A 13492-nucleotide genomic window follows, 5' to 3' on the forward strand; every position below is an offset into this window, starting at 1 on the left:
TTGCAGATTTATCAAAGGAGTTTTGTAGAATAATTCGCTGAATATCAGAAAAGTTATTTAGGGAATAACTACTTACAGATTGGGGTTAATTTTCCCCCATTCTTCTGCAGGTGGGATAATGCCCATGGCGATTACTTCGTCCCGGAGTTTGCTCAGATGCAAGTAGCTCTTTTTGAGTTCCTGTATCTCTGCATCTGTTCCTTTGATAGGAGCAAAAGAGACACCATTGCTATCAATATGGGCCTCCATAGCCATCATAATGTGTTGGAAATCGGGGATATTCACATAGCAACCTGCTGGCCAGCGGAATGCTTCGCCTCCCATTGCTGCCCTGATCATTTCAATAGACACATAGGACGGGCTTTGGAAAGACGATCTGCCACGGAGCTTGATAATGTTGGCACCTCCTTTAATTACTCTTTGTTTCAGAGCAACCCATTCCTCCTCTGTAAGTTTGTCAGTACCGATCAAATCAGTAAGAGGCCGTCCATCTACTTGAGCAGTGCTGGCAAATACGGCCATCTGTTCCCCATGACCTCCATAGGTGCGACAATTGGTAACCTTACTTTGTTCTATGCCGAAGTGTTTGGCCAATTCGCTCTGTAATCTGGTGCTATCCAATCCAGCTAGAGTAGTAACTTGTGAGGGTTTGAGACCGCTTTCGATAAGTGTTATAAGCCCCGTTATGTCAGCTGGGTTGAAAATAATTACAACATGTTTTAGATCTGGGCAATAAGCCTTGATATCTTTTCCCAGTTGAGCCGCTATGGTAGCATTCCCTTTCAGAAGATCTTCACGAGTCATCCCCTCTTTCCGAGGTGCTCCACCAGAAGAAACAAGAAATTTAGCTCCGGTAAGAGCCTCTTTGATATCGGAGGTATAGGTAAGATTCAGGCCTTCGAAGCCACAGTGGCGAATCTCTTCTGCCACACCTTCGAGACCTTGAGAAAAGGGATCGTATAGGCAAAGATTCGGAGTTAGACGCATCATGGCAGCTGTTTGGGCCATGTTGGAGCCGATCATACCGGCAGCACCGACAATAGTCAGTTTTTCGTTTGTTAGGAAACTCATAGACGATTGACTTAAATTGGGTTTGGTTACTATATTCGTTCAGCTAAATTTTCTATTGGAACTTACCTGAGATCTATAATCTCAGCCTTTGGATAGTCTTTGGGATCAATCTTAAAGGAGTATTTTGCAAGACTTGGCATAGGAACAACTCCCATTATCTTGATGGAGATATAGCTCCTATCTGTAAGAGAAACCTTTATGTACAGGGGTAGATTATTTTCTCTATTGAGACAGACTTCTATTTGGGAGAAGTTACTCTTTTGTTTAGGTGTAAGTCCGATCACAGGGCCTAGTTTTGTTTCTGGCAAATCAAAGACATGAAATCCTCCATCGGGTTGATCAAGCAAAACCAGAGGATTTATTTGTGCCAGTTCGTCTGAGGTCGGAGATGAAATATTCAGTGTGTTATCCTCCTTATTGTAGAATGTCAGACTTTTACCATCATAGACAGCTGTTACTGCATCTTGCAAACGAAACTTTTTGCCCAACACATCCAAGCGACCTTTACTACTGCTTATTCCACGACCTCTATTGTCAAAGAAAGAGGATTCGTAGCTCACAGAAACACCTCTATTCATACCCAAGGCCGAAGCACTTTTGCGCAATAGCTGTACTGCATTCTGGGCGTAAGCTGCTGATAAGCTGGAGAATAGAATAATCATCCAGACAAGCAAAATATTTCTTTTCCTTTTCATGGATATTGGAAATACGTTGTTGATTAGAGCGAGGGGGATAAAAGAGTTAGAGCTTGCTCAAGAAACGCTCTCGATTCACTACAAAGCGCTCATGCGTCCCCTTTCCAATAAGACCATCTGGATCCCAAGCCTCTACATCGAAGCTGATCTTTCTGCCATCTATGGCCGTTACGGTAGCTGTTGCAGTAATTTCAGCTCCCAGTTTACTGGCTTTGCTGTGAGTTATATTCAGGGCAATGCCTACGGAAGTATCTTCGGCTGACAGATGTTTGCTAAGTAAAGTGAGGGCTGCCTGCTCCATGAGAGCGGCCATAGAAGGGGTGGAAAATACAGCCAAATCTCCAGAGGACATTGCTGCAGCTGTATTCTTTTCATTTACGAAAGTTGAGCAATTGTAAGTATCACCTATCTGTATCATTTTAGTCCTTCTCTGTTAGGGTTAGAGTCTTTATTTGTTCCTACGTTTAGTATCTATGACAATAGATGGAGTGTCAGATTTATTCTTCATCGGCATTTCCCAATATAGCTTCTAATCTCATTTCGTCTTGGATTAATACCTGTCGTGGCTTGCTCCCATCCTGTGCCGATACAATACCCATTGCCTCAAGTTGATCCATGAGACGTCCTGCTCGATTGTATCCGATGTTGAATCGTCGCTGAATGTTGGATGTAGAGCCGAGTTGTGTTGATACAACCATTCTTGCAACTTCTGCAAACATGGGATCGAGCTCTTGGTGAGAACCGCTCACGACTCTTTCCTCCTTCTCTACAGGAGCTTCTGGGAGTAGATAGGCTGAACCAAAACTTTCTTGCATACTGATTTTTTCTACAAGCTGTTCACTTTCCGGAGTATCCATAAAGGCACATTGCAGTCGGATTGTTTCTTTCCCTTGGTTGAAAAGCATATCTCCTCTTCCGACAAGTTGGTTTGCTCCATTTTGGTCGAGGATTGTGCGAGAATCCACTGCACTAAATACCTTGAATGCAATACGAGCAGGGAAGTTTGCCTTAATTACTCCTGTGATAATATCGGTTGTGGGCCTTTGTGTTGCAATCACCATGTGTATACCAGCTGCTCTCGCTTTTTGGGCAATACGTGTGATAGGCATCTCCACCTCTTTACCTGCTGTCATGATCAAGTCTGCAAACTCGTCTATGATCAGTACGATATAAGACATAAATTCATGCCCCTGCAGCGGAGAGAGTTTCTTTGCCTTGAATAGTTCATTGTATTCTTTTATGTTGCGTACCCTTGCTCTGGTGAGCAACTTGTATCTCTCATCCATCAGCACACAAAGGGATTTGAGAGTAGGGACAACCATAGACATATCCGTTACAATGGCATGTTCGGCATCAGGGAGTTTTGCAAGGAAATGTCGCTCTATTCCCTCATAGAGAGAAAATTCCAGCATCTTCGGGTCTACCAACACGAACTTGAGCTCTTCAGGCCTTTTTTTGAACAACAAGGAAGCTATCATAGCATTTAACCCGACTGACTTGCCTTGACCTGTTGCTCCTGCTATCAAGAGGTGAGGCATTTTTGTCAGGTCAAACATAAATACCTCATTGGTGATTGTCTTACCGATGGCTATAGGCAGTTCAAACTTTGATTCTTGATACTTCTTTGAAGCCAATACCGAGCGCATCGGCACGGTACGAGGTTGAGAATTGGGAACCTCTATCCCAATAGTTCCTTTTCCGGGCATAGGGGCAATAATACGTATTCCCTCACTTTTTAGACTCATTGCAATGTCATCTTCCATGGAGCGTATGCGAGAGATCTTGATGCCTGGCTCAGGGATTACTTCATATAGGGTGATTGTGGGGCCAACTGTCACCTTGGCCATGGAAACCTTTATCTTAAAACTATCCAAGGTGGATATGATTCGCTCCTTGTTGTATTCAATTTCCTTTTGGTCATACTGTGGAGCTGAATCTTCCGGCTCATTGAGCAATTCCACTGAAGGTATGGTGTATGACCTTAGGTGCATCCAACGGCCGGCTTTCTCCTGTTCTGCCTCTATATCTGAGAGATCGCAAGGCTCCTCTCCCTTTGCTATCTCAATCTCCACTCCATCTATCTGCATTTTTTTAGGTATGGGAGCCATTTGTGGAGAAGCTGACTGAATAGAACTCTCCTCTATAGTAGAAATACCTTTAAGCTTGTCCACTTCTCCAGAATAGTGAGATGAATCAAGTTCCGTGAAATCTGTTTCCAAACTCTCTTTTTTCTGATTTTCTCCAGCTCCGGAAAGGTCTTCGATTGGGAGTTCTGTTTCCTCTATCGAACCTACTGGAGAAGTCTTCTTGTTTCCTAATTTGGCTAAACTCCGATACCTGCGAATATTTTCTGTGCTATAGAATACACTTATAACGATTGCCAAAGAGCTAAGTAACAAGAGCATACCAGGAACGCCTATGTAGCCGTCCAATTTGCCTGCCCATAGCGATCCATGTGCTCCTCCCCACAGGATAAATCCATCACCTAAAAAGCGATTTGTAATCCAGCCCATAAGTAGCGATATGTATACGCACATTACAGAGGAAAAAATGATTCGACTAACGAGATTTATCTTGAAACGAGAGTTTTCGATTTTGTCGAATCCAATCAGTTTGGCTCCTATTGACAGAAGAAGAAAAAGAAGAAAAAAGCTCCCCAAGCCAAATTGGTCATTGATCAACCAATGAGATAGACGAGCTCCCATTGTGCTGCAAATATTATGTGCGGATTCCACCTCTGTGGGCTGTGCCAACCCTCTGTCAATCACCAATGACTGATCCATCCCTCCGGTGAAGAAGAATGAACAACACGCCAAAAATCCGTACAAGGCTAAGAATACGAGAACACAACCAACAATAAATCCAGTTATCGACCCTTCAGATACCGGCCATTTGAAGCCTTTGCCTCGTTTTGACTTTTGGGTATCTCGAGACTTTCCCTTATTGCTATTTATTTTCTTTCTGCCTGTATTTTGCCGATTTGCCATATATCACTCTTTGTATTTCATACCCACCCATCGGCTTCTGTAGAGAAGTTGGTATTAGTCTTGTTCCCTGTCGGGGCGGAGCCATGCAAAGGTACGATATTGGATCCGTTGAGTAAAAAAAAAGGAAACCTCCGGGCTTAGAAATCTGCCGTTGGTTTCCTTTTTGAATGAAAGAGATGAGCCAAGCTACACCTTTTCTTCTCCAAAGATTTAATCGTTATTTCATTTCATCTCTCATGGAAAAGAGTGCAGAAATAGTAACAGAAACTTTGCCCGGGATCGAAATCATAGGCTTACTCAAATTCATCTTGAACGAGATCTTGGCTTTTCCTCTTTTGGCAACTTCATTCAGAATAGTCTCATAAAACCTGATCTCCTCGGATGCCATGTTACCAATCCTCACAGGGCCAGACTCCTTAATAGATCCTACTGATATGGTTTGATCTGCACAAGCAACCTCCACATCACTCAATTCCACATCACCTGGTAGTTGGAAGTTGAATTCACGCATTGCGCCACTACTGATATCTACAGATATTTTCTCTATCCACCCATAGTTCTCCTTGCCTATTTGGGAGAGCTCTTTGAAATCATCTAAAGAGAACTCGATATAGTCAGAGATTTGTTTGTTACCTGCCAAATCCAGAGCCTTTGTACCTGTAGCAGCTATCTCTTTGGGAATTGTGTTCGGACGTGGAGTAGGGTCGTCACTACTACAAGCTGAGAAAGCCACCAACATCACCATGAGTGCTACAAATGACCATGCAAATTTCTTCATCTTCTTTTCCTTTCGTTTTTTACGTTCCTGCAATAGCCCAATGCTACCGCTCTCAGCACAAAATTAAACTATTACATCATATCTCCAATACCCCTCATATAATACAACGTTTATTTTCTTTTTGACATTTATCGGAATCTATAGATATGTGAGATTGGTCAAGTAAAATACATCCTCCAAAAATAAGATTACACTTAACTGATACTACACAACATACTGAGACAATGAAAGACTTTGGAGGAGCAGATTAAGAGGTTATGCTTAATTGATACTGCAAATACAATACTTGATGCTTTTTCATTAACGTTTGGGCTTGGCCTCATGCTCGAAGCTCTCTCCTTTCTCTTTTCATTCTCAATGCTTTTAATTTCTACATCCTGCAAGGCTCAGCCCTCAAAACATTGCCGAAAAGGATCCTTTGGTAGTTCATACAATAGGCTTTCTTCATAATTTTTTTGATCCAGAGAAAAAGAGAGGCCGACCCTCTAACGGGTCGGCCTCATCTCTATTGTTTGATTGTCAAAACAACCTACAAAAGGTTGTTGACTCAAGAGTCTTAATTAGTCTTACGAATAATATCCATCCCTCTCTTGATGGCATCTTCATTCATCGGAATGAGTTTATGATGACGCTCAGGGAGAGACTTGCGCAGACCGGCAACAACACTTTCTATGGTAACCATGGGTGCAACCTTAAGCATACCCCCAAGTACAATCATATTGAAAGCTTTCTGGTTACCCATTGCCATAGACTCATCCGTAGCATCTACTTCATAAATGCTCACATCTGTACGAGATGGTTTGCGATGTATACCATTTGGATCGTATATGAGAATTCCTCCCTTCTTCACTTTAGGTTCAAATTTGTCCATAGAAGGTTGGTTCAATACGATAACGATATCATATTCATTCACGACTGGAGAGCTTACAGCATCATCGCTTACGATTACAGTTACATTGGATGTGCCACCACGCTGTTCTGGACCATAAGAAGGCATCCAAGAAACCTCTTTGTTCTCCATTAGACCGGAATAAGCCAGTATTTTACCCATAGACAGCACGCCTTGTCCTCCAAAGCCGGCAATCACTATTTCGTATGTCATAATATTGGGATTGTAATGATTATTATTCTATGTCTTTGAGATCTCCCAAAGGATATTTCTTGGCCATATGTTCTACCATCCATTCGTTGGAAGCCGAAGGGGACATTTTCCAGCCGGAATTACAAGTAGAAACAACTTCTACTACAGAGGTGCCCTTGCGATCCATAGAGTTTTGGAAAGCTTTCATGAGAGCTTTCTTTGCCTTACGAACAGCGGCTGCCGTGTGTACGGATTGACGTGTTACATAGCAAGTTCCATCCAATTGGGCGAGCAAATCAGAGATTTTCAGAGGATATCCGTTGAGCTCAACATTGCGCCCTGCCGGACAAGTCGCAGTGGGCATACCTTCGAGGGTAGTCGGGGCCATTTGACCTCCTGTCATACCATAGATACCATTGTTGATAAATACAATCACAATATTTTCACCACGGTTACAAGCATGAATTGTCTCTGCTGTACCAATAGCGGCCAAGTCTCCATCTCCTTGGTAGGTAAATACGAGCTTGTTAGGTAACAGACGCTTAGTAGCTGTTGCCAAGGCGGGAGCGCGGCCGTGAGCAGCTTCTTGCCAATCAATATCGATGTACTTGTATGCAAATACAGCACAACCTACGGGTGCTATACCAATGGCATCTTCGGTAAGACCCATTTCTTCGATCACTTCGGCAATCAGTTTATGTACTACGCCATGGCTGCAACCCGGGCAGTAGTGCATGTTTATATCATTGAGAAGTTCTGGCTTTTTGTACACCAAGTTCTCAGGCTTGATAATATCCTTGATATCCATTGTGTTTGATTATTTGGAGATTTAACGATTGAAATGATTGATCAGATAAGTGGCCACTCTCACTCCGATAGCACAAAACCCCAGAGTGACAAAAATCGCCGGAGTTTGTCTCCACAAAAAGTAAGACACAAAAGTGGCGACCACAAGTGTTAGGAACAATATTGTGAGAAATGTTACCAGACGACCGAGTTTGGGATTGTTCATCTTTTACCAAAGGGGTAGAGAAGTCGGACAACTTATAGAGCTATCATTTATTTTATCAGCTTGGCTTTGAGTGCCTCCAATACTTCATCGGGGGTAAATATCATACCTCCCATGCGCCCGTAGTGCTCTACGGGAACTTTTCCATTCACAGCCAAACGAACATCCTCTACCATCTGGCCAGCATTCAACTCCACAGAAAGCATACCCTTCACACGATTGGCATACTCAGCCAGTACCTTAGACGGGAATGGCCAAAGGGTGATCGGGCGGAGCAGGCCAACTTTGATACCTTGCTCACGAGCCAGCTGGAGCACTTTCATACAAATACGAGCAGAAGAACCGAAAGCAACCAACAGGTATTCAGCATCTTCTGTCTGATATTCAGCATAACGCACTTCTTTGGCTTCGATTTCAGCATACTTAGCTTGGAAGCGTTTGTTGTTTTGCTCCATCACCGCTGAGTCAAGCTCAAGAGACGTGATGAAATTCTTCTCACGCATTCCCTTACGTCCGAGCGTTGCCCAAGGACATTCTGTACGTATTTCATCTTCTGTACGACGAGCCTTTTGTTCAGGAAGAACAACTTTCTCCATCATCTGTCCAATAATGCCATCGGACAAAATGAGAGATGGGTTACGATATTTGAAAGCCAAGTCATATCCCAACTCAACAAAATCTACCATCTCTTGCACAGAATAGGGAGCCAAAGTGATAAGTCTGTAGTCACCATGACCACCGCCTTTCACACTCTGGAAATAGTCTGCCTGACTGGGTTGAATTGTACCAAGGCCGGGGCCTCCACGCATCACATTGACGATAAGGCAAGGCAATTCAGCTCCTGCACAATAACTTATGCCCTCTTGCTTGAGGCTGACGCCGGGGCTGGAAGACGAAGTCATCACTCGCTTACCACAAGAAGCTCCACCATACACCATGTTGATGGCAGCCACTTCACTTTCGGCTTGTAATACGACCATACCTGTGGTGTTCCAAGGAGCCTGCTCTGTAAGCGTTTCCAACACTTCCGACTGAGGGGTGATGGGATATCCAAAGTATCCATCCGTACCATTCAATATAGCTGAATGAGCAAGGGCTTCATTGCCCTTCATCAATTTTACTTCTCCTGCCATGATTTGCAGCAATTAGCAATTTAGAAATTTACAACTTCACCTTATAGACAGTAATACAACCGTCGGGGCAAACAGTACCACAGCTTGCGCAACCGATACAATCTTCTGGATTTTTCATATAGGCATAATGATAGCCCTTGTCGTTCACTTCCTGCGGGTGCAGCTCGAGTACCTTGACCGGGCAAGACACAACGCAGAGATTACAGCCTTTACAACGCTGGGTATTTACCACCACAGCTCCTCTGATTTTAGCCATTATAACATTTGTGTTGTAATTGATATTCTGCCACCACTCAACGAATCGCCCGGATTTACCTATAGGTAGGTACCGAAAGAGCCCATCTTGTGGTTTTATGCGACCAAAGGTACCTATTCTTTGTATTACAACAAAATGAATTTGAAGACATTTCCATATCTGTATTGGGAAGCCATCTAGAAACATCTCATTAAGGAAAGATATATGGAGGTTGAAGTCTCTCTTTCTGTGGAGAGAGGCCATTCTTCATATTTTCCGGGTAGGATTTAATAGCCAAAATGCAGTAATAGTCCTTGTAAAAGAACGAAAAATCAATTTTGAGGACACTTCAAAGGAGCCGATGAATAGGGTATTCTGAGAGGATTCGAATTTATCTCCTGAGAGAATTTTTGCCAACACGGGAGAAAGTGTTTGTTTCTTCAGAAGAGAATTTTTACTGTTTTCGGTGATATCTGAGCTTGTCAGCATTGTGGTAATTCGCAAGTTGTAGATATGTAAATATGGGTCTAAGAATAAAATCGTAATGAATGCAGAGGAAAGAGACTTTTTGATGATGCGAAAAGAGATTTCTCAAACAGTATTCTGTAAATGTGTAGGAGTAAGTATAGACTGGGTAATTTATCTTCGTTTTGTTACCTTTGTGCTGTTGTAACAGAAGTATAAAATCAGCCAAATCAATAATATGATCGAGGAAAACAACCTGACTCCGCCCGAAGAAGAATATTCGGCCGGTAGCATCCAAGTACTGGAAGGACTTGAAGCCGTGCGTAAACGTCCGGCGATGTATATTGGAGACACGGGGGAGAAAGGTTTGCATCATCTAGTGTACGAGGTGGTGGATAATTCTATTGATGAAGCCTTGGCCGGGCATTGTACGCATATAGAGGTTTCCATTTGTCAGGACAATTCCATTCGTGTAAAGGACAATGGCCGAGGGATCCCAGTAGATTTGCACGAAAAAGAGCAGCGAAGTGCCTTGGAAGTAGTGCTTACGGTGCTTCATGCTGGAGGAAAATTCAACAAAGACAGTTATAAAGTTTCTGGAGGTTTACATGGTGTAGGGGTTTCTTGTGTAAACGCTTTGTCCACCTATCTCAAGGCTGAAGTACATCGACAGGGACATATCTACATCCAAGAATTTGAGCGTGGGAAACCAATGGCTCCAATTCGTACAGAAGGGGAAGCTTATGACACCGGTACTATTGTCTCCTTTAAACCAGATCCGACAATTTTCTCTACCACTGTCTATGAGTGGCGTATTTTATCGAACCGTCTCCGAGAGTTGGCATTCCTCAATGCAGGTCTCTCTCTCACCCTCATTGATGAACGAGACAGAGATGAATCAGGAAATCCACGCAGAGAAGAGTTCTTCTCTAGAGAGGGGTTGAAAGAGTTTGTAACCTATCTAGATCGCTCCAAAGAATCTCTTGTAAACGATATTATCCATCTGGTAACGGAGAAGCAGAGCATCCCCGTAGAGGTGGCCATGACCTACAATACGACTTATCAGGAGAATGTGTACAGCTATGTCAATAATATTAACACTATAGAAGGGGGTACGCATCTTGCAGGTTTCCGCCGAGGTTTGACACGTACGCTCAAAAAATATGCAACCGACTCCAAAATGCTGGACAAGGTGAAAGTAGAGATATCGGGAGATGACTTCCGAGAAGGGCTCACAGCCGTGGTCAGTATCAAAGTTGCAGAGCCCCAGTTTGAAGGGCAAACCAAAACAAAACTGGGGAACACCGAAGTAATTGGAGCTGTGGATATGGCCGTTGGTGAGGCGCTAGAAAATTATCTGGAAGAACACCCCAAAGAGGCCAAGCTGATTATTGACAAAGTAATTATTGCAGCTACAGCCAGACACGCTGCCCGTAAGGCACGGGAAATGGTACAGCGGAAATCTCCCTTGGCCGGAGGAGGATTGCCGGGCAAGTTGAGTGACTGTTCTTCTAAAGATCCAGCACTATGCGAGCTATTCCTCGTTGAGGGAGATTCAGCAGGTGGAACAGCTAAGCAGGGTCGCAACAGAGAGTTTCAGGCCATTTTGCCTCTGAGAGGTAAAATCTTGAATGTGGAAAAAGCAATGCCACACCGTGTATTAGAGAGTGAAGAAATACGCAATATCTACACGGCCTTGGGGGTAACAATCGGGACAGAAGAAGACAGTAAAGAGTTGAATTTGTCCAAGCTGCGGTATCATAAGATTATCATCATGACTGATGCCGATGTCGATGGTAGTCACATTGCGACCCTTATCCTCACATTCCTTTTCCGCAACATGAGGCCTCTCATTGAAAAAGGATACGTGTATATAGCTACTCCGCCTCTCTATCTCTGTAAAAAAGGGAAGGAACAACAGTATTGTTGGGACGACAAGCAGCGACACGACTTTGTGTCTCGGTTTGCAGATGGAGATGAAAGCAAAGTACATATACAACGATACAAGGGTCTTGGGGAAATGAACGATGACCAGCTGTGGGAAACAACCATGAATCCAGACAATCGGACTCTTCGCAGGATAACGATAGAGAACGCACAAGATGCTGACGAGGTCTTCTCCATGCTCATGGGAGATGAAGTAGCCCCAAGGCGTACCTTTATCGAAGAGAATGCCACTTATGCCCGGATTGATGCCTGACGAAGGACTTTATCGCAAAATCGAGCAAACACGCTCAAAATGTTTGCGAACAGCATCCCCCACGGGGGGCTCTCCTCGTATTGGTATATCTGCCAATTACAACGATATTTTGGGGTCATGCCTAAGCCGAGCTTATAGTGATGCTGTCATCCAAGCCGGAGGAACCCCTTTTATTTTACCACTTACTGACGATGAGGCGGTAATCGAAACTTATCTCGACTCTATCGACGGCCTTTTAGTAAGTGGAGGAGGTGACATATACCCGTATTATTTGAGTGAGGATGCTAAGCAACACCTTGGAGAGGTTTGTCCGGAACGAGATCGCTATGACTTAGAATTAATTCGCCTGGCAGCCCGTCGCAATATCCCCATATTCGGTATTTGTCGAGGGCATCAACTTCTTGCAGCCGCATTCGGCGGTACAATTTATCAGGATATCTATTCCCAATATCAAACCTCCTCTTCTGTCTTGGGACACAATCCCAAACTCCCTAAACAGCAGTATGCTCATCGCATACTGTTGGATAAGCGACCCGACAGTTTGCTATCTCGTTTACTATATCCACAAGGGGAACTTTGGGTAAACAGTTTGCATCATCAAGCTGTAAAGAGTGTGCCGCCCAAATTTACAGAGACAGCTGTTGCCCTAGACGGGATAAATGAGGCAATGGAAGCCTATCCAGAAAAGGCAATCTTCTCCGTACAATGGCATCCCGAACAGATGATCTATGGAGGCGTGGACAAAGAGCGGCAGTCGTCGCTCTTTACTCATTTGATAGAGGAAGCTGACTTGTATCGGCGTGCTCGTACGATTCATCGTCATGTAGCCGTTGTCGACTCACATGTGGATACGCCAATGCATTTCGAAAAATCTCCTCGCTTTGACTTGGATACAGACTGTCTGGTAGATCTACCTAAGATGCAGGCTGGGCATGTTGATGCCGTATTGATGGCTGCTTATCTGCCACAAGGAGACTTGTCTGATAGCGATTTTTCAAAAGTCGAACAGAATGCAACTCGTCTATTAGAGGGAATTCATGCTCTCTCTCGCTTAGCTCCCGACAAATTGTGCATAGCTAGGGCTCCTATAGATATTTTACGAGCTAAGCGCAGAGGTCGGAAAGCAATTATGCCTGTTATTGAGAATGGCTACGCAATAGGAAATGATCTTAGCTTGCTGCGCAAGTATAAAGAACTGGGAGTGGCTTATATCACCCTGTGTCACAATGGAGATAATCAGTTATGTGACTCATCTTCACGATCTTGCCAGACTCACAAGGGGCTGAGTTCTTTGGGGCGTTATGCCATAGCCGAAATGAATAGGCTGGGTATTGCCATTGATGTTTCTCATGCTGCCGACAGTACTATAAGCCAAGTGCTGGAATGTAGCAAAGCTCCCATCTTAGCATCGCATTCTTCTGTGAGAGCTTTAGCTGATCATCCCCGAAATTTGCCTGATGAATTGATTCGGGCAATTGCGCAAAAAGGAGGAGTGATACAAGTTTGTCTCTACCCAGGTTTTCTCAATAAAGAAGCTGACAAAGCCACATTGTTCGATGCTGTAGATCATATTGAATATATCATTGAATTGGTAGGGATAGAAGCCGTTGGCATCGGAAGTGATTTCGATGGAGGGACAGATCTTCCCGGATGTCGCAACGAGGCAGACTTAATACGGATCACGATCGAACTGCTCAGACGAGGTCATAGCACAGCGGAGCTCAAGGCTATCTTGGGAGGCAACTTACTTCGCCTTATTTCTGAAGTACAAAGCATAGGGTACAAGCTCATGCCCAATGATTTGTAGTTCAGCTGAAACAAACAACCTAAATAATCCA

General features: G+C 43.8%; 12 protein-coding genes. 2 read left to right on the forward strand and 10 right to left on the reverse strand.

The genetic code is table 11. The features are described from left to right. Positions 1-72 precede the first annotated feature (72 nt). From B5D48_RS03265 to B5D48_RS03310, 10 genes are all read right to left on the reverse strand, one after another. Positions 73-1071: a malate dehydrogenase gene (locus tag B5D48_RS03265; RefSeq protein ID WP_023937789.1), complete on the reverse strand. Its 999-nt coding sequence runs from the start codon at positions 1069-1071 to the stop codon at positions 73-75. 62 nt (positions 1072-1133) lie between these two features. After that, positions 1134-1766 carry an outer membrane lipoprotein periplasmic chaperone LolA1 gene (locus tag B5D48_RS03270; RefSeq protein ID WP_023940461.1) on the reverse strand — a complete coding sequence of 211 codons (633 nt, stop codon included), beginning with the start codon at positions 1764-1766 and terminating at the stop codon, positions 1134-1136. A 46-nt stretch (positions 1767-1812) separates the two neighbouring features. Continuing rightward, entirely contained in the window at positions 1813-2184 is a 372-nt protein-coding gene (locus tag B5D48_RS03275) for a thioesterase family protein (RefSeq protein WP_023937791.1), read from the reverse strand. Between the two features lie 79 nt (positions 2185-2263). Then, positions 2264-4753 carry a DNA translocase FtsK gene (locus B5D48_RS03280; RefSeq protein ID WP_023937792.1) on the reverse strand — a complete coding sequence of 830 codons (2490 nt, stop codon included), beginning with the start codon at positions 4751-4753 and terminating at the stop codon, positions 2264-2266. Positions 4754-4970: 217 nt separating this feature from the next. Continuing rightward, a complete protein-coding gene (locus tag B5D48_RS03285; RefSeq protein WP_036888769.1) occupies positions 4971-5531 on the reverse strand; it encodes a hypothetical protein in 561 nt (186 codons plus the stop codon). Positions 5532-6087: 556 nt separating this feature from the next. Continuing rightward, positions 6088-6633 carry a 2-oxoacid:acceptor oxidoreductase family protein gene (locus B5D48_RS03290; protein WP_023938641.1) on the reverse strand — a complete coding sequence of 182 codons (546 nt, stop codon included), beginning with the start codon at positions 6631-6633 and terminating at the stop codon, positions 6088-6090. Between the two features lie 22 nt (positions 6634-6655). Continuing rightward, positions 6656-7420 (reverse strand): thiamine pyrophosphate-dependent enzyme, encoded by a 765-nt coding sequence (locus B5D48_RS03295; protein WP_023938640.1) that lies wholly within the window; start codon positions 7418-7420, stop codon positions 6656-6658. A 21-nt stretch (positions 7421-7441) separates the two neighbouring features. Further along, the gene (locus B5D48_RS03300) at positions 7442-7624 is read right to left on the reverse strand and encodes a hypothetical protein (RefSeq protein WP_023938638.1); all 183 of its coding nucleotides are present in this window, start codon (positions 7622-7624) and stop codon (positions 7442-7444) included. A 47-nt stretch (positions 7625-7671) separates the two neighbouring features. Continuing rightward, positions 7672-8754 carry a 3-methyl-2-oxobutanoate dehydrogenase subunit VorB gene (locus B5D48_RS03305; RefSeq protein WP_023938636.1) on the reverse strand — a complete coding sequence of 361 codons (1083 nt, stop codon included), beginning with the start codon at positions 8752-8754 and terminating at the stop codon, positions 7672-7674. Between the two features lie 28 nt (positions 8755-8782). Beyond that, positions 8783-9010 (reverse strand): 4Fe-4S dicluster domain-containing protein, encoded by a 228-nt coding sequence (locus tag B5D48_RS03310; protein ID WP_023939507.1) that lies wholly within the window; start codon positions 9008-9010, stop codon positions 8783-8785. 682 nt (positions 9011-9692) lie between these two features. Here B5D48_RS03310 and gyrB point away from each other — a divergent pair. Further along, the gene (gene gyrB / locus B5D48_RS03320) at positions 9693-11654 is read left to right on the forward strand and encodes a DNA topoisomerase (ATP-hydrolyzing) subunit B (RefSeq protein WP_023938630.1); all 1962 of its coding nucleotides are present in this window, start codon (positions 9693-9695) and stop codon (positions 11652-11654) included. Beyond that, positions 11635-13461, forward strand: a complete 1827-nt coding sequence (locus tag B5D48_RS03325; protein ID WP_023938628.1) for a gamma-glutamyl-gamma-aminobutyrate hydrolase family protein — start codon at positions 11635-11637, stop codon at positions 13459-13461. Before gyrB ends, B5D48_RS03325 begins: the two co-directional genes overlap by 20 nt. Positions 13462-13492: the final 31 nt, after the last annotated feature.

Origin of the sequence: Porphyromonas crevioricanis (genome assembly GCF_900167225.1) — a bacterium.
Lineage (GTDB): Bacteria > Bacteroidota > Bacteroidia > Bacteroidales > Porphyromonadaceae > Porphyromonas > Porphyromonas crevioricanis.